The 21,648-nt window shown below is 64.2% G+C and carries 25 protein-coding genes and 2 pseudogenes; 12 read left to right on the top strand and 15 right to left on the bottom strand.

What is annotated here, in order from left to right; translation table 11 throughout:
- The 5 genes and pseudogenes from ACFE99_RS02330 to ACFE99_RS02310 form a co-directional block, all read right to left on the bottom strand.
- The coding region (locus ACFE99_RS02330) for an alcohol dehydrogenase catalytic domain-containing protein (protein ID WP_375482055.1) at window positions 1-227 on the bottom strand (227 nt) is incomplete at its 3' end.
- A 26-nt stretch (window positions 228-253) separates the two neighbouring features.
- Window positions 254-913 (bottom strand): O-methyltransferase, encoded by a 660-nt coding sequence (locus ACFE99_RS02325; RefSeq protein WP_375482053.1) that lies wholly within the window; start codon window positions 911-913, stop codon window positions 254-256.
- 69 nt (window positions 914-982) lie between these two features.
- A complete protein-coding gene (locus tag ACFE99_RS02320) occupies window positions 983-1,738 on the bottom strand; it encodes a L,D-transpeptidase family protein (RefSeq protein ID WP_375482051.1) in 756 nt (251 codons plus the stop codon).
- A gap of 183 nt (window positions 1,739-1,921) precedes the next feature.
- Window positions 1,922-2,192, bottom strand: a pseudogene (locus tag ACFE99_RS02315) (HNH endonuclease signature motif containing protein); the annotation flags it as partial.
- Window positions 2,193-2,423: 231 nt separating this feature from the next.
- Window positions 2,424-3,671: an HNH endonuclease signature motif containing protein gene (locus tag ACFE99_RS02310; protein WP_375482049.1), complete on the bottom strand. Its 1,248-nt coding sequence runs from the start codon at window positions 3,669-3,671 to the stop codon at window positions 2,424-2,426.
- Window positions 3,672-4,175: 504 nt separating this feature from the next.
- On the opposite strand from ACFE99_RS02310, the gene ACFE99_RS02305 reads away from it, so the two are divergent.
- Window positions 4,176-4,817, top strand: coding sequence for a cysteine hydrolase family protein (locus ACFE99_RS02305; RefSeq protein ID WP_375482047.1), 642 nt, complete (start codon window positions 4,176-4,178; stop codon window positions 4,815-4,817).
- A gap of 4 nt (window positions 4,818-4,821) precedes the next feature.
- Here the strand turns inward: ACFE99_RS02305 and ACFE99_RS02300 are convergent, their stop codons facing one another.
- Window positions 4,822-6,957: an elongation factor G-like protein EF-G2 gene (locus ACFE99_RS02300; RefSeq protein WP_375482045.1), complete on the bottom strand. Its 2,136-nt coding sequence runs from the start codon at window positions 6,955-6,957 to the stop codon at window positions 4,822-4,824.
- 289 nt (window positions 6,958-7,246) lie between these two features.
- Between ACFE99_RS02300 and ACFE99_RS02295 the strand changes: the two genes are divergently transcribed.
- Window positions 7,247-8,119, top strand: a complete 873-nt coding sequence (locus tag ACFE99_RS02295; RefSeq protein ID WP_375482043.1) for a slipin family protein — start codon at window positions 7,247-7,249, stop codon at window positions 8,117-8,119.
- Here ACFE99_RS02295 and ACFE99_RS02290 read toward each other — a convergent pair.
- Window positions 8,116-8,469, bottom strand: coding sequence for a hypothetical protein (locus ACFE99_RS02290; protein ID WP_375482041.1), 354 nt, complete (start codon window positions 8,467-8,469; stop codon window positions 8,116-8,118). The genes ACFE99_RS02295 and ACFE99_RS02290 overlap by 4 nt on opposite strands.
- Window positions 8,470-8,628: 159 nt before the next feature.
- Between ACFE99_RS02290 and ACFE99_RS02285 the strand changes: the two genes are divergently transcribed.
- The 4 genes from ACFE99_RS02285 (at window position 8,629) to ACFE99_RS02270 (ending at window position 9,745) form a co-directional block, all read left to right on the top strand.
- Window positions 8,629-8,814 (top strand): hypothetical protein, encoded by a 186-nt coding sequence (locus ACFE99_RS02285; RefSeq protein ID WP_375482039.1) that lies wholly within the window; start codon window positions 8,629-8,631, stop codon window positions 8,812-8,814.
- A gap of 124 nt (window positions 8,815-8,938) precedes the next feature.
- Window positions 8,939-9,073, top strand: coding sequence for a hypothetical protein (locus ACFE99_RS02280; RefSeq protein WP_375482037.1), 135 nt, complete (start codon window positions 8,939-8,941; stop codon window positions 9,071-9,073).
- 13 nt (window positions 9,074-9,086) lie between these two features.
- Window positions 9,087-9,281, top strand: a complete 195-nt coding sequence (locus tag ACFE99_RS02275; protein WP_375482035.1) for a maleylpyruvate isomerase N-terminal domain-containing protein — start codon at window positions 9,087-9,089, stop codon at window positions 9,279-9,281.
- Between the two features lie 2 nt (window positions 9,282-9,283).
- Window positions 9,284-9,745 carry a maleylpyruvate isomerase family mycothiol-dependent enzyme gene (locus ACFE99_RS02270; protein ID WP_375482033.1) on the top strand — a complete coding sequence of 154 codons (462 nt, stop codon included), beginning with the start codon at window positions 9,284-9,286 and terminating at the stop codon, window positions 9,743-9,745.
- Window positions 9,746-9,758: 13 nt separating this feature from the next.
- On the opposite strand, the gene ACFE99_RS02265 is transcribed toward ACFE99_RS02270, so the two are convergent.
- The gene (locus ACFE99_RS02265; protein WP_375482031.1) at window positions 9,759-10,166 is read right to left on the bottom strand and encodes a TIGR03668 family PPOX class F420-dependent oxidoreductase; all 408 of its coding nucleotides are present in this window, start codon (window positions 10,164-10,166) and stop codon (window positions 9,759-9,761) included.
- A 41-nt stretch (window positions 10,167-10,207) separates the two neighbouring features.
- Between ACFE99_RS02265 and ACFE99_RS02260 the strand changes: the two genes are divergently transcribed.
- The 4 genes from ACFE99_RS02260 (at window position 10,208) to ACFE99_RS02245 (ending at window position 15,118) form a co-directional block, all read left to right on the top strand.
- On the top strand, window positions 10,208-10,660 hold the full coding sequence (locus ACFE99_RS02260) for a nuclear transport factor 2 family protein (RefSeq protein ID WP_375482029.1): 453 nt from the start codon (window positions 10,208-10,210) through the stop codon (window positions 10,658-10,660).
- 186 nt (window positions 10,661-10,846) lie between these two features.
- A complete protein-coding gene (locus ACFE99_RS02255; protein ID WP_375482027.1) occupies window positions 10,847-11,914 on the top strand; it encodes a S1C family serine protease in 1,068 nt (355 codons plus the stop codon).
- Window positions 11,915-12,005: 91 nt separating this feature from the next.
- Window positions 12,006-13,781, top strand: a complete 1,776-nt coding sequence (treS, locus tag ACFE99_RS02250; protein ID WP_375482025.1) for a maltose alpha-D-glucosyltransferase — start codon at window positions 12,006-12,008, stop codon at window positions 13,779-13,781.
- Window positions 13,778-15,118, top strand: a complete 1,341-nt coding sequence (locus tag ACFE99_RS02245) for a maltokinase (RefSeq protein WP_375482023.1) — start codon at window positions 13,778-13,780, stop codon at window positions 15,116-15,118. The genes treS and ACFE99_RS02245 overlap by 4 nt, the downstream gene beginning before the upstream one ends.
- A gap of 52 nt (window positions 15,119-15,170) precedes the next feature.
- Here ACFE99_RS02245 and ag85C read toward each other — a convergent pair whose 3' ends face one another.
- From ag85C to ACFE99_RS02215, 6 genes are all read right to left on the bottom strand, one after another.
- Window positions 15,171-16,163, bottom strand: a complete 993-nt coding sequence (gene ag85C / locus ACFE99_RS02240) for a diacylglycerol acyltransferase/mycolyltransferase Ag85C (protein ID WP_375482021.1) — start codon at window positions 16,161-16,163, stop codon at window positions 15,171-15,173.
- A gap of 152 nt (window positions 16,164-16,315) precedes the next feature.
- Window positions 16,316-17,134, bottom strand: a complete 819-nt coding sequence (locus ACFE99_RS02235; protein WP_375482019.1) for an ABC transporter permease — start codon at window positions 17,132-17,134, stop codon at window positions 16,316-16,318.
- Window positions 17,124-17,936, bottom strand: a complete 813-nt coding sequence (locus tag ACFE99_RS02230) for an ATP-binding cassette domain-containing protein (protein ID WP_375482017.1) — start codon at window positions 17,934-17,936, stop codon at window positions 17,124-17,126. The genes ACFE99_RS02235 and ACFE99_RS02230 overlap by 11 nt, the downstream gene beginning before the upstream one ends.
- Complete coding sequence (locus ACFE99_RS02225; protein WP_375482015.1) at window positions 17,933-18,385, bottom strand: MarR family winged helix-turn-helix transcriptional regulator; 453 nt, start codon at window positions 18,383-18,385, stop codon at window positions 17,933-17,935. Before ACFE99_RS02225 ends, ACFE99_RS02230 begins: the two co-directional genes overlap by 4 nt.
- Before the next feature lie 26 nt (window positions 18,386-18,411).
- Window positions 18,412-18,921, bottom strand: a complete 510-nt coding sequence (locus ACFE99_RS02220) for a metallophosphoesterase family protein (protein WP_375482013.1) — start codon at window positions 18,919-18,921, stop codon at window positions 18,412-18,414.
- A gap of 70 nt (window positions 18,922-18,991) precedes the next feature.
- Window positions 18,992-19,171, bottom strand: a complete 180-nt coding sequence (locus ACFE99_RS02215) for a hypothetical protein (protein ID WP_375482011.1) — start codon at window positions 19,169-19,171, stop codon at window positions 18,992-18,994.
- Between the two features lie 172 nt (window positions 19,172-19,343).
- Between ACFE99_RS02215 and ACFE99_RS02210 the strand changes: the two genes are divergently transcribed.
- Entirely contained in the window at window positions 19,344-19,799 is a 456-nt protein-coding gene (locus ACFE99_RS02210) for a MaoC family dehydratase (protein WP_375482009.1), read from the top strand.
- 76 nt (window positions 19,800-19,875) lie between these two features.
- On the opposite strand, the gene ACFE99_RS02205 is transcribed toward ACFE99_RS02210, so the two are convergent.
- Entirely contained in the window at window positions 19,876-21,171 is a 1,296-nt protein-coding gene (locus ACFE99_RS02205; RefSeq protein WP_375482007.1) for an acyl-CoA dehydrogenase family protein, read from the bottom strand.
- A gap of 94 nt (window positions 21,172-21,265) precedes the next feature.
- Between ACFE99_RS02205 and ACFE99_RS02200 the strand changes: the two are divergent.
- Window positions 21,266-21,648: pseudogene (locus ACFE99_RS02200) on the top strand (GNAT family N-acetyltransferase); the annotation flags it as partial.

Below are 21,648 nucleotides of genomic sequence, written 5' to 3'. Positions count from 1 at the left end.
ACGACGCCGGCAAGATCGCTGCCCTCGCCGGAGGGAAACGTGGCCGGGAAAATCTCGTGCATCGCACCCGCACGGATCCCCGCTTCCCCCGGGTTGATGCCGGCGGCGTGGACCTCGACGAGCACTTCGCCGGGGCCCGGGGAGGGCATGTCAATGTCAGCCACATACAACACGTCGCGCCCGCCGTAGCGGTCGAAACGCACCGCCCGTGCTTTTGTCAACGTCATCGGAGTCTCCTAACACCTGCTGCTGATCAGACGCGGCAGCTGATTTCCATGCTGTCTGCTTCACGAGCGCTGAAGTTGACGCTGACATAGCCGTTTTCGGTGTTGCGCACGTAGTCCAGGTATGGCTTGGTGTCGGCCATTTCAGTGTTATCGGCGACGATCAGGGCGCCGGGCGACAGCTGGGATTCGAGCAGCTTGATGACCGGCAGGTACATTTCCTTCCACCCGTCGAGAAGCAGGAAGTCAACTCGGCCATCCACGGTCGTCAACGTCGACAGCGCGTCGCCTTCGAGCACGGTGATCAGATCGTCCAGCCCGATGTCAGCGAACGTCTTCTTCGCTGCAGCGATCTTGGTGGCGCTGAGTTCTGTGGTGATGACTCGGCCGCGGCCATTGTCACGCACCGCCGACGCCAGGTGGATCGCCGAAATCCCGAACGACATGCCGAATTCGACGATCGTTGTCGGTCGAGCGGCCCTCACTAGCGAATACAGTAGCCGGCCGGCGTCAGGTGTGACCGGGATGTAGAAGTCGCTCATTGCGTCGGCGCGTTCCTGTGCGCTTGCCGAGGACAGCCGCTGCAACTCGTCGCGCTTGTCGCGCAGCTGCGCCATCTGTTCGCGGGTCTCGGCATACATCCGCTGAAGGGCGGTCGCGACTTTGTGGTCTTGCAGTGTGTTGGCCATGATGTCGAGGGTAGGCGCGACCGCGCTCGAGCGGGGTCGGCCCTCGGCGTGCGAGCGTGCTCCCCGTTGTCAGGCGTCCACGATGATCGGATCGCCGATGTGCACGGTGTCGAAATACCAGGCCGCGTTGTCCGGGCTGAGGTTGATGCAGCCGTGGCTGACGTTCGCATAGCCCTGCGAGTCAACCGACCACGGTGCCGAGTGCACGTACACACCGCTCCAGGTGACCCGCACGGCGTACTGCCCTTGGATCAGATACCCCTCCGGCGAACTCAGTGGGATGCCGATGGTGCGCGAATCGAAGGTGACCGTGCGCTCTTTCGACAGGGCGGTGAACGAGCCCATCGGCGTCGGACGGCTCGGTTTTCCCATCGACGCCGGCATCGTACGGACCACCTCGTCGTTGATGCTGACGGTGAACGTATGTGCGGAGATACTGGCCACTGCCTTCACCACGTCGCCGGTTTCGAAGCCGGTTGTCAAGGCGCGCACTTGCACTTTGACCCTGCTGCGGGGCGGCCAGTATTGGTCCGGCGTCCACTGCACCGTGTTGTCGTCGACCCAGCTGAATCGACCGGTCGTGCGGCTCGGGGAAGTGATCTTGATTGTCCGCTCGACGGCGGCGCGGTCGATGACGGGGTTGCTGAAGGTGACGATGACCGGATGGGCGACGCCCACCAGCTGACCGTTGGCCGGCTGGATCGATGCGATGCCGGGAGCAACCTGCGGCGGGGCACTTGCTGCCAAGCTAGGGCTGGCGGGCACCGCCATAGCCGCTAGCGCAGTCCCTGCCACGACAAATACATGTCGAAGCGCTCTTCGCATCCTGTCCACCCCTTCGAGCTGGTGCGCTGAATCGCACCACTTTTCTACCCTCAATATCTACCCTATTTGGCTGCCAGCAAACTCCGATTCGCCGCGGAACTTTGCTTCACAGCCGAGAGATGCTCGATATGTCGGTGGTCAGCAAAAGATGAGGGACCGATATGCGACTGGGTGCCGACGGCCCTACGGATCGTCCTCGTCGCCTTCGCCGTGGTGTTCGCGGAGGAGTTTTTCGGGGTGGTGGAACAGGTTAATGCGGGGTTGGCCGCGATCCAGGTGTGGTGGTGGGATCCATTCGGTGAGGCCGTCGTGGCGTTTGCGGTTGCCAGCCGCCGCAGGCCAGGGTCAGGTCGGTGACGTTGGTGGTCTGGCATTTGGCGTAGTCGGTGACGTGGTGGACCTCGGTGAAGTAGGCGGGCACGTCGCAGCCCGGGGCGGTGCAGCCACGGTCTTTGGGAGGATGCTTCAGTTAGCCGACTTGGCTCAGATTGGCGCGTAAGTCAGCGGGGACCTTGATGAGGGCGTGGCAGGGTCGTCGAGTATCGGGCCGGCGGAGTTGGGGGTTTGGTTGTCGGCCTTGATGATCGAGATCCGTTGGCAGCGGGTATTGCGAACGAATTTCTCTATGCCTCAACCCATGTGGGCTTCGGTTCAGTGCCGGTAATGACCGGTTCCGCTAGCCAATCTAGTTGTTTGTTGGTGGCGGCTGTGGCTGGAAGGGTTCGTACCACCACCAGTCGGCGCGCTCGCCGGTGGGCCTGGGGCACGGTGGGACAGCGGGCGGAGGAAGGTTCGGCGGACGGGCGAGCGATCCTGCGCTGAGCCGTCGACCGCAGCTGTCGGTGACGATGAGATCGTCTGCGGGTCCGCTGATGGTGATGACGCCGCGGTGGTGCAACCGATGGTGATACGGGCAGACCAGCACCAGGTTGAACAACTCGGTCAGACCACCGTCTTCCCAGTGCCGGATGTGATGGGCGTGCAGACCGCGGGTGGCCCCACAGCCAGGAACCGCACAGGTGGGGTGGCGGTGCTCGAGCGCGCGGCGAAGCCGCCGGTTGACCAGGCGGGTCGCGCGGCCGGCGCCGATGACCTGCCCGTTACGTTCGAACCAGACTTCACAGGTGGCATCACAGGTCAGGTATCGGCGTTCGGCGGCGGTGAGCAGCGGACCCAGATGCAGCGCCGCCGCGCGCTGCTGGGTGTCGACGTGCACTACCACAGTGGTGTGCTGCCCGTGGGGGCGGCGGGCCGCTTCGGCGTCCCAGCCGGCCTGGACCAGGCGCATAAACGCCTCGACGGTGGTAGGCAACGGCGGACAATTCTCCGATGTGCGCTCGCCCGTGCCGTGATCCTGCTTGTACTCGGCGACCAGCGCATCACGATGAGACGCCAGCGCAGCCTCGAATTTCGCCGCCTCGTCGTGGGGAAGTTTGATCCGCCAATAGGTGCACTGCTCGCCGCAGCTCTTGGTGATCGAGCGCTGCGGTTGGCGCCGAGGATCGGGTTCAGGGCGTGGTTCCAACTTCACCGCGGTGCCCAGCTGATTGACCGTGGCGACCCGCGCCAGCTCCGCGTAATGCTCATCGGAACCCTCGCCGGCCCGTGCGGCGATCACCCCGACCTGATCCAGCGACAGTCGACCCTCGGCCATGCCCGCCGCGCAGCGGGGAAACTTCTCCAGCCGGCGCGCCACGGTGGCGATCGTGTGGGCATTTCGCGATGACGAGCCGAGCTTCCAGGCCACTAACGCCGCCACCGACCGCGCACCCGTAGCACCCCACAGCTCGTCGCGATCCAGCTCGGCGACGATCTCCACAATGCGCCCATCAATGGCGTTGCGCTGACCGGCCAACTCCGCCAACTCCTCGAACAACACCTCAACACGCTCGGCAGGGCTCAGCGCCGCGGGAAGCGATGCGGTCAAGGACATAACGTCATCATTGCAGCCGGGTACGACAAGTTTCGGCTGCCGATTCGCGCCAGGACGGTGCCGTCATCATCTGCCAGACGGCACAGCCTGATTGGCCGCCAACGCGTCCCACCGCAGTGTCCAGCACTGCCAGCTCCGCCCCATCACGCGTCCCACCAAGGTGCTCAACCGCGCGAGATTACGTTGCGAAAACCACACGATCTACACCGCCGGTCGCGCCGACGGCGGTCTTCACGACGCGCACATTGGCCACCAGGGCAGCCCGGGCCGACGCGATCAATTCATTACCAAAGCGCGACAGTTGAGCCGCGAGCTTTTCGGATTTCCAACGAATCTCAGCTCATCGACAGCATCGAAGACCTCGGTCAATCTCCTCGTGGCTACGCCAACACATGAGCGAATGCTCGCCCACCCACCGAGGCCGACACTCGACCGCGCCGCGAAGGCCACGTGTGGATGAAACCGAACTGTGGACAACCCCGGCCGTCTGTTAGACAAGACAGCATGAGCGATCCGTACACCCGCCCGGTACCCGGTTCGGCGGCTCTCGTTCTCATCGATGTCCAGCGCGACTTCTACGACGAGGATGCTTCACTGCCCGTGGCCGGAACACGCGACGCCCTCCCGCAGATGGCGAAGTTGGCAACGGCGTTCCGCCAGAAGGACTTACCGATCGTCCACGTCGTAAGGCTGTACAGACCGGATGGTTCCAACGCCGACCTGGTGCGACGGCGCTCGGTCGAGCAAGGCGCACAGATCGCCGCGCCGGGCAGCCCAGGCTCGCAGATCGCACCTGAGCTGTTGCCGAATCCCGTTGAGCTCGACCATGAATTGCTGCTCAACGGTGGCTTCCAACCGATCGGGCCGGCCGAGCATGTGATGTACAAGCCACGGTGGGGTGCCTTCTACCAGACCAAGCTCGAAGAACACCTTCGCGACGCCGGCCGCGACACGCTTGTCTTCGCCGGCTGCAACTTTCCCAATTGCCCGCGCACGTCAATCTACGAGGCGTCCGAACGCGACTTCCGGATTGTGCTGGTGTCCAACGCCACCTCAGGCTTGTACGACCGCGGCATAGAAGAGTGCCGCGGTATCGGCGTCGACGTCAAAGACCTCGCCGCGACGCTCGCATGGCTGGCCCAGTAACGGATCAGTCCGCTTTCGTCACCCGCGCGGCGATGGATTCGGGCATGGGCTCGTAGCGCACGAACGAACGGGTGAAGGACGCAGCGCCGTGCGACAGCGAACGCAAGTCGATGGCGTAGCGCGTCAGTTCAACCTGCGGCACTTCGGCTTTCACCACCGTGCGCTCGTCACCCGCGGTGTCGGTGCCCAGCACGCGGCCCCGCCGCCCCGACAGATCGCTCATCACCGCGCCGACCAGATCGTCGGGCACCAGCACCGAGATTTCGTCGATCGGCTCGAGCAAGATCACCTTGGTTGCCGCGGCCGCATCTTTCAGCGCCAGCGCACCTGCCATCTGGAAGGCGAAGTCCGATGAGTCGACGCTGTGGGCCTTGCCGTCGAACAGGGTGACGCGGATGTCGACGACTGGGTAACCGGCATGCACACCCTTCTCCATCTGGGCCCGCACGCCCTTCTCCACGCTGGGAATGAATTGCCGCGGCACCGCGCCGCCGACCACCTTGTCGACAAACTCGAAGCCCGCACTCTCCGGCAGCGGTTCCACTTCGATGTCGCAGACGGCGTACTGGCCGTGTCCACCGGACTGCTTGACGTGACGTCCATGGCCCTTCGCCTTGCCCGCGAAAGTTTCTCGCAGCGGCACGCGCAACGCCACGGTGTCCACCGTCACGCCGTAGCGGTTGGCCAGAGCATCGAGGACGACGCTGGCATGGGCCTCACCCATGCACCAGAGCACGATCTGGTGAGTCTCCTGGTTCTGCTCGATCCGGAGTGTCGGATCTTCGGCAGCCAACCGGCCCAGGCCGACGGACAGCTTGTCCTCGTCGGTCTTGGCGTGCGCCTGGATCGCGATAGGCAACAGCGACTCCGGCATGGTCCAGGGTTTGAGCACCAACGGCTCCGACTTATCGGAAAGAGTGTCGCCGGTCTCGGCCCGGCTGAGCCGGCCGATCGCGCAGATGTCGCCGGCCACCACCACCGAGGCGGGGCGCTGTTGCTTGCCGAGCGGGAACGATAGGGCTCCGATGCGTTCGTCCTCGTCGTGGTCGGCGTGACCGTTGCCGGTACCGAAGAACGACGTGAAATGGCCCGACACATGAACGGTCGCGTCCGGCTTGATGGTCCCGGAGAACACCCGGACCAGGCTGATGCGTCCGACGTAGGGGTCCGAGGTCGTCTTGACCACCTCGGCGAGCAGTGGGCCGTTGGCGTCGCACGTCAGGGGAGGGCGGGGTGCTCCCTGCGGGGTGAAAACCTCGGGCAGCGGGTGTTCCAGCGGAGACGGAAACGCGCGGGTGATGATTTCGAGCAACTCCAGGGTTCCCACGCCGGTTGCGCTGCAGATCGGAATTACCGGGAAAAACGAACCACGGGCAACCGCCCGTTCCAGATCCTCGATGAGCACTGACTCGTCGATTTTTTCGCCGCCGAGATAACGGTCCATCAGCGACTCATCCTCGGACTCCTCGATGATTCCCTCGATTAGGGTGCCGCGCTCCTCCTCGATCTGATCGGCATACGACGGGTCCGGTGGATGCGTGGTGCGGTTGGCGCCGCTGTACTCGTAGTGTTTCTGGGAAAGCAGCCCGATCAGCCCCTTACCAGCGGGCAGATACAGCGGTAAAACCTTGTCCCCGAAGGCATCCCGGGCGGCTGAGAGCGCATTCTGGTAGTTCGCCCGCGCGTGGTCGAGCTTGGTGATCACCACCGCCCGTGGCATTCCTACCTGCTTGCACTCCTGCCAGACGGACTTGGTCAGTTCGTCGACGCCCTCGTTCGCCGCGATCACGAACAGCGCGCAGTCGGCGGCGCGCAGTCCGGCGCGCAACTCACCGACGAAGTCCGCATAGCCCGGGGTGTCGATCAGGTTGACCTTGATGCCGTCATGCGACAGCGATGCCAGGGCAAGCCCGACCGAACGCTGCTGGCGGATCTCGGCGTCGTCGTAGTCGCAGACTGTCGTCCCGTCGACAACGGAGCCGGGTCGAGACAGTACGTCCGCGGCGACGAGAAGCGCCTCGACGAGAGTGGTCTTGCCGCCGCCCGACGGTCCCACCAGAACCACATTGCGAACGGCGGCCGGACTGTCTACAGCGGGGGCGGCTCCGGCGCCCTGAGCAGTAGTCGCCTTGTCTGCCATGACGTTCCTCTCCTTGCATACCGGGTCGCTTCACTCGCCCACACATCAAGGTGGCGATACCACCCTGCTGCGGGGGTGTGGCCCAGATCACGGACCTACTAGTCACCTTTCCCTTAACACCCACACAGCACAAGACCGAGCGCGGCGCGGTCAACCGGCCCGTCGATTCAGGCTCTCGCCGGCACTGCAGAAATGGCCTGAACAGCAGCGTGTTGAGAAGCAGAAATGCCGGTGGGACAATCGGACCCATGGACGCGGGCCCGCCGCTGGCTCGGCAAAGAATGGTCGCATGGTGATCGTGCTCGACGTGATCGCCGCGGCAGGTGTCGTCGGCGCGCTATTTGTGGCGAGCAGCGTGCGCGTGGTCAAGCAATTCGAACGAGGCGTCGTCTTCCGGTTCGGGCGAGTCCTACCGCGGGTGCGCCAGCCTGGGCTCACCTGGCTGCTTCCCGTGGCCGATCGCCTGCAAAAAGTCAACCTGCAGATCATCACGATGCCGGTGCCCGCCCAGGATGGCATTACCCGCGACAACGTCACCGTTCGGGTAGACGCGGTGATCTACTTCAAGGTGTCCGATCCCGTGCGGGCCGCTGTCGACGTACAGGATTACATGTCCGCGATCAGGCAGGTCGCGCAGACGTCGCTGCGCTCGATCATCGGCAAGAGCAACCTCGACGACCTGCTGTGCAACCGGGAGGGACTCAACCAGGGCTTGGAGCTGATGATCGATAACCCGGCGCTGGGCTGGGGAATCCACATCGACCGCGTCGAGATCAAGGATGTGGTCCTGCCCGACTCGATGAAGAGGTCGATGTCGCGGCAGGCCGAGGCAGAGCGCGAGCGACGCGCTCGGGTGATCACTGCCGACGGCGAGTTGCAGGCTTCCCAAAAACTGGCCGAAGCCGCGCAAGTGATGGCCGAGCACCCCGCCGCGCTGGAACTGCGCCTGCTGGAAACCGTGGTCGAAGTAGCTGCCGAGAAGAACTCCACGCTGGTACTGCCTTTTCCAGTCGAACTCCTGCGGTTTCTGGAAAGGATCACGCCGCAGGATTCGCTCACCTCCGACGACCGCGCGGCGGAACCAGCCGCAGCGCCTGACGACGCCCGGGGCTCGGAGGCGAGGGCTGAGGTGGCAAGCCGGCGCTCAGGCGAATCCGCCTAGCGGCGGTTTCGGCGGAAAAGGATTTCCGCGGTCTTGCGGTCGGCCGGCAGAAATGCCTCCAGACGCAGCTCGGAAACGGTCACATCGAGCGCGGTGACGAAGGTCGAAATCGTGGCGATCAGCCGCACGTCGCCGTCACTGGACCGAAGATGCAGCGGCACGGCGAACCCGGGCGACTCGATCGGCTCGCCGCTCTGGGCGGGTAGCCCGTAACCTTCCAACTCCTCGAGCAAGGCGTCGATGCGTGGGTGAGGTGCCCGCTGGCGGAGCCCATGCAGAACGTGGCGTCCCCAGTCGTCCATGTTGACCGTCCGCGCGGCCAAACCTTCCCGGTGCAGCGCGACCCGCAACACGTTGATCGGGGGGCTGCAGCAGCCCCGGCGCCACGCCGTCAGTCAATAGGCCGAAGGCACTGTTCGACGCCACCAGCTCCCCAAACTCATCCATGACCATCGCTGGGCACCGCTGCGCTGCAGCCGGTGTTGCGCCGACCGGTGCAGACTGCGCAGGTGCTGGCTTCGATTGACCGACTATCGCACGGCCGGTTGACCGTTGCGGTCGGCGCCGGGTTGCCCCGCGGCGCCGAGGCGGAGTACCGCGCAAACGAGGGGCCCTGGCCGCGCCGCTTCGCGCGACTCCCCGGCACCCGGGCGCTGTGGCGTCAGCTCTGGAAGGGCGGCGGGCCGACGATATAACGCCGGCACTGTTGGTCACGGTGCTGATGACCGACGCCGCCGACCCGCGGACGCGCCACTCGACCAGTTCTGCGTCGAGACATACGGGTTCGGGCTGGAAGTTCTCGAGCATATCCAGGCGTTTGTGGGCGGAACACCCGACGTCGTGGCCGCCGGTCTGCGGGGGTACCTGGAAGCCGGTGCTCGACACCTGGTCTGCCGCATCGGCGTGCTCGGCCCGGAACCGTTTCTCACCAGCTTGAACTCCTCCTTCCCGTGAAGCAGGCACTCGGATGAGCGCGCGATCGGGGCCCGACCGACCGCGAACCATCCGTGGGCTGCTGAGCGAATACGAGTCGTTCGCCGATCTGCTGGAGGCCATCGACACTTCCGCTTGGGTCCGGCCGACCCGCTGCACCGGTTGGCAGGTGCGTGATGTCGCCGGCCATGTGGTGGGTCAAGCCTCCACGTCGCCAGCGGGACGCTGAGTATGCGCAGCCCCGCCGATCACGCGGCCGACCTGCGCGACCAATCGGCAACGGCACTGGCGGCCAAGCTGCGCAGCGCCACCGACTCGATCGCGCGGCTGCTGTCAACGCTCGACGACACCGGTTGGCGGGCCCCAAGTTCCGTCCCGGGTCTCACCGTGGGGCAAGGAGTGCATACCTTGTTGAGCGACGCCTATATCCACGGCGACGATATCCGCGCCGCATTCGGCCAAGGTTCGGACCGCGGGCCAGGTCTGTGCGCGAGCCTCGATTGGGTTCTGGGAGCACTCGCACGGGACGACGCCGCCACGGCTGATTCCCACATCGCCCGGTTGCTGACCGTGCCCGCCGCCGCGTTTAGGGCCACCACCGGCATCGACGAACACGACTTTCTTCTAGCCGCCACCGGTAGATTCGACGCGGCTCGCCTCAACCTTCCTGAGATTGTCAATATCTACCGCTAGGGAACGACCTGGATCAGGCGCGCCAGCTCGCCCAACGCTGCACCGCAACAGCAATCACCGGGCCGTCCAACGAAACCGATTGGTACTGAGCATATTTCGCGCGCAACAACTGGTACCCGGTTTGCCGCGCATCTCCGTCGCGGTGAATTGCCGCCACGCCGTCGACGCGGACCCACCACAACTGCGTCCAGTCATCGCTGTAGTGGTCGACCAGCATGCTGACCTGCGGATTGCTCTCGATGTTGGCCAGCCGTCGCAACCGTTGTGTCGACTTAGGTTTGGCGTCAACAGCGGTGTAAATCACGTCGTCACGAAGCGCAAACACCACCGGCACCAGGTGCGGCATGCCGCTAGGCGTTACGGTGGCCAGTCGCGCGACCGGCGCTTGGGCGAACCGGGCTTTCGGGTCGAATTCGACCACATGGCCAGCTTAAAGCCGGCCAGCACGGTTAGGTTGACGTCATGTCGGCCGAGACACAGATCACCAACCTTCTGTACCGCTATGCCGAATACATGGACAGCGGCGACTTGGCCGCAGCGGCGTCCCTTTTCCAGCATGCTCGTCTGCGGGTCGACAGCGCCGGGGATGGCACCGTCGACGCGGCGGCCATGCTGGCGATCTGGAAGGCCACGGTGGTGCTCTACCCCAACGGGACGCCTCGAACCAAGCACCTGGTCACCAATCCGGTCATCCAGGTCGACGAGGACGCCGGCACGGCGAGCTGTCGCAGCTACTACACGGTCCTGCAGCAGACCGACGACTTGCCGCTGCAGCCGATCGTCGCAGGCCGCTACCACGATCGGTTCGAATGCGTCAACGGGGCGTGGAGGTTCTGCTTTCGCGACTACACACTCGTCGACATGGTGGGCGACCTAAGCCGCCATCTCATCGGCCCGATCGCGCCCGGCTCATGAGTGCATCGCATCGTTTGCCGAAGCGATGGTCTGGCTATTCCGTATCCCGTGCTCGCGCGGCACGCCACCGCAGAATGCGGATCTCGACCAGGGGATGCACACTACGGTGAAGAGGCTGACAGGATACTGTCAAGGCACAATGGCTGCGACAATCCTTCAGTTTTACGCCTATCGGGAGGTGACGGGATGAGCGGATCGCACCGCCGGATACCACGGTGGTCGTCGTGCTTACTGAGTCTGACAGCTGTGGCGGGATTGGCTTTTGCCATGGCACCCGCCTACGCGTCGCCGCCCACACTGGGCGGGTTCCGCGAAGCGCCCGCCCCAATCGACCCGCTGGCGGCGGTCTCGCAGGTAGGCCCGCAGATCGTCGACATCGACACCAAGCTGGGCTACCAAAGCGCAGTAGGCGCGGGAACCGGCATCGTGATCGATCCCGGCGGCGTAGTGCTGACAAACAACCACGTGGTCGCCGGTGCGACCGATATCAGCGCCCGCGACATCGGCAACGGCCAGTCCTATCCCGCCGAGGTAATCGGCTACGACCGCAACCATGACATCGCGGTGCTGCAGCTCGGCGGCGCAGGCGGACTACCCACCGCCAATGTCGGCGACTCGTCGACAGTTAGGGTCGGCGATCCGATTGTCTCGCTGGGCAACGCCGGCGGTGTTGGCGGAGCGCCCAGCGCTGTCCCCGGCCGCGTCACCGCGCTGAACCAGACCGTCTCGGCGGCGGACGCCTTGACCGGTAGTTCCGAGACCCTCAGCGGCTTGATCCAGGTCGACGCGGCGATACGTCCCGGCGACTCGGGCGGCCCGACGGTCAACAGCGCTAACCAGGTGATCGGCATGAACACCGCTGCCTCCGACAACTACAAACTCGGCCGAGGCGAAGGTTTCGCGATCCCAATCAATCAAGCCATGGCCATCGCCGGCCAGATCCGCTCCGGCGCCGCGTCGCCTAGCGTGCACATCGGTCCCACGGGATTCCTCGGCATCGGTGTTTCCGACGCCAGGGGCGGCGCGGGCGCGGTAATCCAACGGGTGATATCCCCGGGTCCGGCCGCCGATGCGGGAATCACCCCAGGGGACGTGATCACCTCGGTCAACGGGCAGCCGGTCAACTCGGCCACTGCATTGACCAACATCCTCGACCAACACCACCCCGGCGACTCCGTCGCATTAGGCCTGCAAAGCGGTATGGGCGGGCCGCGTACCGTGAATGTGACGTTGGCGCCGGGACCGCCTGGCTGATCCCAGTGCCGGACGCAATCACGTGGCATGGCTCAATTCGTTTGGGCCACAGAGGGGTTAGCTGTGGGGGATCTCGGATACCTGTAGACTCGTGGACTTGACGAGAGACACTAAAAGCGCCATCGAGCACCATCCGGCCGAGGGCAGCCACGTCCAAGCCGGCGTCGTCGAGCACCCCAGCGCAGACGACTTCGCCGATGCAGTTGCGCTGCCCGCCGATCGAACCTGGTACAAGCACGCCGTCTTCTACGAAGTGCTGGTGCGGGCGTTCTACGACGCCAACGCCGACGGTTGCGGCGACCTGAGCGGGCTGACCGAGAAGCTCGACTACCTCCAGTGGCTGGGCATCGACTGCATCTGGCTGCCACCGTTCTACGATTCGCCGCTGCGTGACGGCGGCTACGACATCCGCGATTTCTACAAAGTGCTGCCCGAATTCGGCACAGTCGACGACTTCGTCGCGTTGCTCGACGCCGCTCACCGCCGGGGCATTCGGGTCATCACCGACCTGGTGATGAACCACACATCGGAGTCGCATCCGTGGTTTCAGGAGTCCCGCCGTGACCCCGATGGCCCGTACGGCGACTACTACGTGTGGAGCGACACCAGCGACAAGTACGCCGACGCCCGGGTCATCTTCGTCGACACCGAAGAGTCGAACTGGACATTTGATCCGGTGCGACGCCAGTTCTACTGGCACCGCTTCTTCTCTCACCAGCCGGACCTGAACTACGACAACCCGGCGGTGCAGGACGCGATGCTCGACGTGATTCGCTTCTGGCTCGACCTCGGGATCGACGGATTCCGCTTGGACGCGGTGCCGTATCTGTTCGAGCGGGAGGGCACCAACTGCGAGAACCTGCCTGAGACGCACGCGTTTCTGAAGCGGGTCCGCAGAGTCGTCGACGACGAGTTCCCGGGCCGGGTGCTACTGGCCGAGGCCAATCAATGGCCCAGCGACGTGGTCGAGTATTTCGGCGATCCCGACACCGGCGGCGACGAATGCCACATGGCATTCCACTTTCCGCTGATGCCCCGCATCTTCATGGCCGTCCGCCGCGAGTCCCGCTTCCCGATCTCGGAGATCCTGGCGCAGACACCGCCGATTCCAAAGATGGCGCAGTGGGGGATCTTTCTGCGCAACCACGACGAGTTGACGCTGGAGATGGTGACCGACGAAGAACGTGACTACATGTACTCCGAGTACGCCAAAGACCCGAGGATGAAAGCCAATGTCGGCATCCGCCGCCGGCTGGCGTCGTTGCTGGAAAAGGACCGAAACCAGGTCGAGTTGTTCACCGCGCTGCTGCTCTCGTTGCCCGGCTCACCCGTCCTGTACTACGGCGACGAAATCGGCATGGGCGACGTCATCTGGCTGGGTGATCGCGACGGGGTGCGCACTCCGATGCAGTGGACGCCGGACCGCAACGCCGGATTCTCCGCCGCCAACCCGGGTCGGCTGTATCTGCCGCCCATCCAGGATCCGGTCTATGGCTATCAGGCCGTCAACGTCGAAGCGCAACGCGACACCACATCGTCGTTGCTGAACTGGACCCGCACCATGCTGGCTGTGCGCCGCCGTCACGAGGCGTTCGCCGTCGGCTCGTTCCGTGAACTCGGCGGCTCCAACCCGTCGGTGCTGGCGTATGTGCGGGAAGCCGACGGTGACGTGGTGCTGTGCGTCAACAATCTGTCGCGGTTCCCGCAGCCCATCGAACTGAACCTGCAGCACTGGAACGGCTACACGCCGGTCGAGTTGAGCGGGCGCGTGGAGTTTCCACGCGTTGGTCAGCTCCCGTACCTGCTGACCCTGCCAGGACACGGGTTCTACTGGTTCCAGCTGACCCCGTCTGAGGAGATGCAATGAGTTCCGCAGCCAATCTGCCTTGGTCAGAATGGCTTCCGCAGCAACGTTGGTATGCCGGTCGCAACCGCGAGTTGTCCTCCGCTGAGGCGGAAGTAATCGTGCCCCTGCGCGACGATCTCGACTTAGCGCTCGTCGACGTCGCGTACTCCAATGGGTCGTCGGAACGCTATCAGGTGCTGGTCAGCTGGGATTCCGCACCACTATCGGAGTACACCACGGTTGCCACGATCGGCGCCGACGACGATCGCACCGGTTACGACGCACTGTACGACCCTGACGCCACCCAGTTTCTGCTGTCGCTGATCGACTGTTCAGCGGTGCGCGACTTCCCTCGTGGGCAAGTCAAATTCATCAGGGAACCGGATGTGTCGCTGCCGGTGCAGGCGTTACCGCGGGTGTCGGAGGCTGAGCAAAGCAACACCAGTGTGATCTTCGAGGAGGAAGCCATCCTCAAGGTGTTCCGCCGGGTGATCAGCGGTGTCAACCCCGACATCGAGCTGAACCGGGCACTCGGCCGCGCCGGAAACCCCCATGTCGCCCGGCTGCTGGGCGCGTACGAAATCGCTTCGGCCGACGGAACTCCGGTCCCGTTGGGCATGGTGGCCGAGTATGCGGCCAACTCGGCCGAAGGCTGGGCCATGGCCACCGCCAGTGTGCGTGACCTATTCGCCGAGGGCGATCTCTACGCCTACGAAGTCGGCGGCGATTTCGCCGGCGAGTCCTACCGGCTCGGTGAAGCCGTGGCATCGGTGCATGCGACTCTCGCCGAGGAGCTCGGCACGTCTGAAGCCACCTTCCCGGTCGACACCATGCTGTCGCGGCTCTCGTCGACCGTGGCCGCTGTGCCCGAACTGCAGGAGTACGCCGAGACGATCGAACAGCGATTCCAAAAGCTGGCCCAGGAGACGATCACCATTCAGCGGGTACACGGCGATCTGCACCTGGGCCAGGTGCTGCGCACCCCGGACACCTGGCTGCTGATCGACTTCGAAGGCGAGCCCGGTCAGCCGTTGGACGAACGCCGCGCGCCGGACTCACCGTTACGCGACGTGGCCGGTGTGTTGCGGTCCTACGAATACGCCGCATACGGACCCCTGGTGGATCTGGCGCCTGACAAGCAGCTGGCTGCCCGGGCTCGAGAATGGGTAGAGCGAAACCACGCTGCGTTCTGCGACGGTTATGCCGCCGCGGCCGGATTTGACCCGCGCGATTCAGCGCTCGTGCTCTCCGCCTATGAACTGGACAAGGCGGTCTACGAGGTGGGTTACGAGTCGCGCCACCGCCCGGGGTGGCTGCCGATTCCGCTGCGCGCGATCGCCCGGCTAACGGCCGTTTAACGAAAGCATCGGCAGCAGCGCGACGCTGCGCTGCTGCCGATGCTTTCCTGTGTCAGGCGGGGTTCGGTGCGGCCGCGAGCACCCGCTGGATGTCGGGCTTCATGGCCACCAGTTGGTCGTTCCAGTACGGCCAGGAGTGCGTACCGTTGGCCGGGAAATTGAACACTCCGTTTCTGCCGCCGGCGGCAATGTAGTTGTCCCTGAACTGTTCGTTGGTCCGCAGTGTGAAGCTCTCCAGGAACTTTGCCGGCATGTTGTCGCCACCCAGGTCGGTCGGGGTGCCGTTACCGCAGTAAATCCAGATGCGGGTGTTGTTCTGGACCAATCGCGGAATTTGGACCATCGGGTCGTTGCGCTTCCAGGCCGGGTCGCTGGTCGGACCCCACATGTTGCTGGCGTTGTATCCACCGGCGTCGTTCATCGCCAGGCCGATCATTGTCGGCCACCAGCCCTCAGACGGGTTGAGGAAGCCGGATAGTGATGCGGCGTAAGGGAATTGCTGCGGATGGTAGTCGGCGAGGATCAAAGCCGAACCACCCGACATCGACAGGCCGACAGCCGCATTGCCGGTGGGGGCGACCTGCTTGTTGGCCTGCAGCCAGGCCGGCATTTCCTGGGTCAGGAATGTCTCCCACTTGTAGGTCTGGCAGCCGGCTGAGCCGCAGGCGGGTTGATACCAGTCGGAGTAGAAGCTGGATTGCCCGCCGACCGGCATGATCACCGACAGTCCTGACTTGTAAAACTCCTCGAACGCGGGAGTGTTGATGTCCCAGCCGTTGTAGTCGTCCTGGGCACGCAGGCCGTCGAGCAGATACACCGCGTGCGGGCCGCCGCCCTGGAATTGAACCTTGATGTTGCGCCCCATCGATGGTGAGGGCACCTGCAGATACTCGACCGGTAGACCCGGCTTGGAGAACGCCCCCGCGGTCGCCGAGCCACCGAAAACGCCGATCAGCCCAGGCAATAGGGCAGCTCCCATGGCCGCGATCGTCAGCCGGCGCGGCCAAACCGCCGCTGCGTCACGCAACTTTTCAACGAACTTCATAGCTCCTACCCATCCCAACTTTCATCTGCCGCTAGACGCGGTCGATTGCCTGTCTTCGGCAGTGAAACACAGCGGGATACGCACTGACGTTTGTCGACGCCGGAGTACGACGTCGCGGTTGGCTAACAATTAAGAGTCGGAGCGGACTCGGCCTAACGGACCACGCGCGGCAATAGTGCTGAAGCTGTGGCGATGCCGGCTACCGCGGCCACTGCCAACACCGCGATATCCATGAGTTGGTACCCGGGACCGATCAGCAGTCCCCGCAGGGCGTCGACTTCGTAACTCAGCGGGTTCACGTTACTGAGGACGCGCAGCCATCTGGGCATGACATCGACCGGGTAGAGCGCGTTGGAGGCGAAGAACAGCGGCATGGTGATGGCCTGACCGATACCCATCAGGCGATCCCGGTTGCGCACCAAGCCCGCCAATGTCATTGATAGGCAGGCGAAAAATGCGGCGCCCAGCATGACGACTGCCATCGCCGCGAGGACCCGTAATGGATTGGCGGTCAACTGCACGCCCGTCAGATACGCCAGTCCCAGCACACCGACAACCTGCGCAACTGACCGCACCCCGGCCGCGAACGACTTACCGGCGACGAGCGCCGACGCCGGCGCCGGAGTCACCATCAGTTTCGCTAGCACGCCGGAGTCACGATCCCAAATGATCTGTATCCCATAGAAAATGGAGATGAACAACGCCGATTGGGCAATGATCCCTGGTGCCAGGAACGCCAGGTAGGACACCGATCCGGTGTCGATGACGTGCAGCTTGCTAAACGTCGTACCAAAGATCAACAACCACAACGCCGGCTGCACCATGCGCATGATGAGCTCGGTGCGATCATGCTGCAGCTTTTGCAGTTCGACGATCGCGAAAGCGCTTATGCGGGGCCATATCCCATGCAGCCGACGCCATCCGCGGGGAGCGAGGACCAAACGAGTGCCTGTGACGTAATCAACCGACACGACCCGCTGCCTTTCTCATGGAACGGATTTCGGGCAGACCCGGTGATGATGTGTCGTCATCCAGGCCTGAACCGGCGTACTGACGAAACACATCCTCGAGCGTCGCTTCGGGTGAAACGGTCGACTTCAACTCGGTAGGCGTTCCGACCGCTTGCAATCTGCCGCGGTGCATCAACGCGACCCGGTCGCACAACGAGTCGGCCTCCTCCATGTAGTGGGTGGTCACCAGAACGGTCACGCCGAACTGGGCCTGCATGTTTCGCACCTGCGTCCACACGCCGTCACGAGCGATCGGGTCGAGGCCGACGGTGGGTTCATCAAGTATCAGCAGTGACGGCCGGTTGACCAGCGCCTGCGCCAGTTCCAGCCGGCGCACCATGCCACCCGAGTAGGTGGCCGCCAGCCGGTCGGCGACGTCGAGCAGCTGCATCGCGGCGAGTGCCTCGTCGACGCGGTCGGTGCGTTCGGCGCGCGGTACACCGTAGAGCCGCGCGAACCATTCCACGTTCTGCCTGCCGGTCAGCGCTGGCTCCATCGAAAGCTGCTGCGGCACATAGCCGATATTGCAGCGGATGTCGACGGTGTCAGTTCGGGCATCGAAGCCGAAGATGCGCAGCTCGCCATGCTGTACCGGCGTCAAGGTGGTAAGCATGCGCACCACCGTGGTCTTTCCCGCGCCGTTGGGGCCTAACAAGCCCATGGTCTCGCCGGACCGGACCTGCAGGGTGAAGTCGTCGACGGCGGTGAACTGACCGTAGCGGTATGTCAGGTGCTGACAATCGACAGCGGGGGATTGAGTCATGTTGATCGTTCTCGCATCATCCGGGTCATGGTCTCGAGAACCTCCAATCCAGCGGTCAGCGCTGCGATCCGGTCGTGGTCAAGCTCGCCGAGCACGTCGGACAGCACTGCGCGGCGCGCGGCGCGAGATGCATCGACCATCTGCTGGGCCGAGTTGGTCAGCTGCAACCTGCCGACCCGGCGGTCGGCGGTGTCCACGGTGCGGACCAACAGTCCCTCGGCGGCCAGCTTGGACACCAGGGTGGACGCGGTGTTGGGCACCAGGCCGAGTTCGGCGGCAGCGTGGCTGACCGAAATCCCTGGACGCCGTCCTACCAGCCACAACAGCTCCGCCTGCGACTCGGTTAATCGCGCGGACGTGAAGCCATAGCCGGCGGATCGACGCAGCTGGCGGCGAAATCGCCCGATGACGCGGGACAACTCGGTGCCCAGGTCGGTAAGTGTCTCCACGGCCCAATAATACCTCTGTTTAGGAGCTATTTACCGGAGGTGATCCGGAGGTGATGAAGTGTCACGTCGCTGAGGTTGCCATCGCTCACCGTGGCGGTCATGTAGCTGCACGACGGTTGGCGGCGCCGATCGGTGGGCGAGCCCGGATTCAGCAGCCGCAGCCCCGTATTCGTCGTGGAATCCCATGGGATGTGGCTATGTCCGAACACCAGGACGTCGGTGTCGGGGTAGCGGCGCGACATACGCGCCTCCCGGCCGGCGCTACTGCCGGTTTCGTGGACAACCGTGAAACGCACGCCGTCGAGCGTTACGTCTGCGCGCTCAGGCAGCCGCGATCGCAGTGCAGGGCCGTCGTTGTTTCCCCAGCACGCCACCAGTCGACGCGACCTGGCTTGCAGCTCGTCGAGCAACTGCGATGCCACCCAGTCCCCCGCGTGCAGCACCACATCGGCGGCCTCGACCTCCTCCCATACTCGCGCGGGCAGGTTGCGCGCCCGGTTCGGTACGTGAGTATCGGCAAGCAACAGCAGCCTCACCCGGTTATCCTGCGCTTTGGCTAGTGCTGATTGCCCGCCTCCTCCTCGCGCCACTGCGCGGCGCTCTTCGTCACCGGGCGCCCCGCTCGCTACGAGCCTCCGCCCCGGTTTCGCCAGCATCGAGAGCGTCGTCGGGATTGGTGCGACCGACATAGCTGCCGTCGTCGGAATCTTTGCCCGCACGTGACCGTGTCTCGTGCCTCTCCGGCTCGACGTCCGACTCGGCCTTGTTGCCCTTGTTGGCGGTCATGTTCACGTCCCTTCCGACGCCCCTCACCGGGGTGCCTCGGGGATGACTACCCGAACAGGAATCCGGGTGAAACATCGCAGCGGCTGGCACGTGATGTCGCTGCCGAAGCGTGAAGTGGCACGATGCTTACCACCTAGTCCAAATTTCCGGCTCCAACGGAGGAGAACACCGAATGCGCACTTTCGAGTCAGTCGCGGAGCTCGCCGCCGCCAAGGGCGAGACCATCGGCCAGAGCGACTGGGTGACTATCACTCAAAAGGAGGTCAACCTGTTCGCCGACGCGACCGGGGATCATCAGTGGATTCATGTCGACCCGGAAAGGGCCGCTAAGGGGCCGTTCGGCACGACCATCGCGCACGGGTTCATGACTTTGTCGTTGCTTCCTCGCTTGCTGCATGACATCTACGAGGTGAAAGGCATCAAGCTGGCAGTCAACTACGGCCTGAACAAGGTTCGCTTCCCCGCACCGGTGCCTGTGGGCTCGAAGATACGGGCGCAGAGCTCGCTGGTCGATGTCGACGAGCTCGGGAACGGTGCTGTACAAGCGACGCTGTCGACAACCGTCGAGATCGAGGGCTCGGCCAAACCGGCCTGCGTGGTGGAAAGTATCGTCCGCTACATGTCCTGAACGCGCCGACTGTGCAGCTTATCGGCGGAATTTCGGGAACTGTTCGCTCACAAGCTACACAGTCGGTGCACCGATGTCAGAATTCGGCGACCGCGTGTTCGAGGCGTTCAGCTAATCGAGCTTGGGCTTCGGCGCGCCGGGTCGGCAAATGCTGAGACGGGAAAGGTGTTGATACAGGCTCGTATTCACGCAGAGTGCGACGCGCCACCGTCATTTTGTGCAGCTCGGTGGCGCCGTCGGCGATACCCAGCGACTCGGCAGCCACCATCATTTTGACGAACGGCATCTCGTTGGAGACCCCAAGCGCGCCATGCAAATGCATGGCGCGCTGCACCACGTCGTGCAGCACCGCAGGCATGGCCACTTTCACCGCAGCGATGTCTCGGCGCACCTTCTGGTAGTCGTGGTGTTTGTCGATCAGCCACGCAGTGCGCAGCACCAGCAGCCGGAACTGCTCGATCTGGATCCAACTGTCGGCCACCTTCTCCTGCGTCATCTGCAAGTCGGCCAGGCGGCCGAAACGAGTGTGCCGCGACACCGCACGCTCGCACATCATGTCGAAAGCCCGGCGCGCCAAGGCAATAGTGCGCATCGCGTGATGCACGCGGCCGCCACCCAGCCGGGTCTGCGCGATCGCGAAAGCCTGGCCTTCGCCGCCGAGCACATGGTCGGCTGGTACCCGGACGTCGGTGTAGCGCACGTAGCCGTGGCTGGCATGCTCCGACGACTCGGCTCCGACACCCACGTTGCGGACAATTTCGATGCCCGGAGTCTCTGCCGGAACGATGAACAGCGACATCTTCTCGCGGGTCCGCGCCTCCGGGTTGGTGACGGCCATGACGATGAAGAATGAGGCATGCCTGGCGTTAGTGGAAAACCACTTTTCGCCGTTGATCACCCAGGAGTCGCCGTCGCGCTCGGCGCGGGTGACGAACAAGCCGGGATCCGAACCGCCCTGCGGTTCGGTCATCGAGTAGCAGGACGTGATGTCTCCGTCGAGCAGTGGTTGCAAGTAGCGAGCCTTCTGCTCGTCGGTGCCGAACATGGCCAGGATTTCGGCGTTGCCGGAATCCGGTGCCTGGCAGCCGAATACCGATGGTGCCCAACGTGATCGACCGAGGATTTCGTTGAGCAGAGCCAGCTTGACCTGGCCGTAGCCCTGACCGCCCAACTCGGGCCGCAGATGCGCGGCCCACAATCCCTGCTCCTTCACCTTCTGCTGCAGGGGCCGCAGGACGGCCATGGTGTCGGCGTTGTTCTTGTCGTACGGATCAAGCGCGACGAGATCGAGCGGCTCGACTTCGTCGACCAGGAATTGCTCGACCCAGTCGAGTTTCTGCTGATACTCGGGGTCTGTCTCGAAATCCCACACCGTCGGCCTTTCTGGCTTGGGGTTACTCGTCAGGGCGACCTATCCTTGAGCTTAGGCCCGCGCTCGACACGCTTAGCCATATAGCCTTGCCGATATGACGATCGAGGCGCGGCCCGCTCGCAAAGCCGATATCCGCGAGCTGTCACGCGTGCTGGGCCGAGCCTTCTACGACGACCCCGTTACCACCTGGATGTTGCCCACCGACAACCAGCGGTCGGCGCGATTGCCGGGGTTGTTCGCTACGCTGACCCGCCATCATCATCTCGCCGGCGGCGGCGTCGAGGTGGCTTGTGACGGGCCCGGCATTGGGGCGGCGGCACTATGGGATCCGCCGAACCGGTGGCAACAGTCGCCGCGTGAACAGCTGGCGATGCTTCCGATGCTTATCCGGACATTTGGTCTGCGGATCGCGGGCGCGCGCGACGCGATCGATCTGATGAAGCGCCACCACCCCGAGGAACCGCACTGGTATCTCGC

It is taken from the genome of uncultured Mycobacterium sp. (assembly GCF_964249325.1).
GTDB lineage: Bacteria > Actinomycetota > Actinomycetes > Mycobacteriales > Mycobacteriaceae > Mycobacterium.
This window is presented reverse-complemented; position numbering and strand designations above follow the sequence as displayed.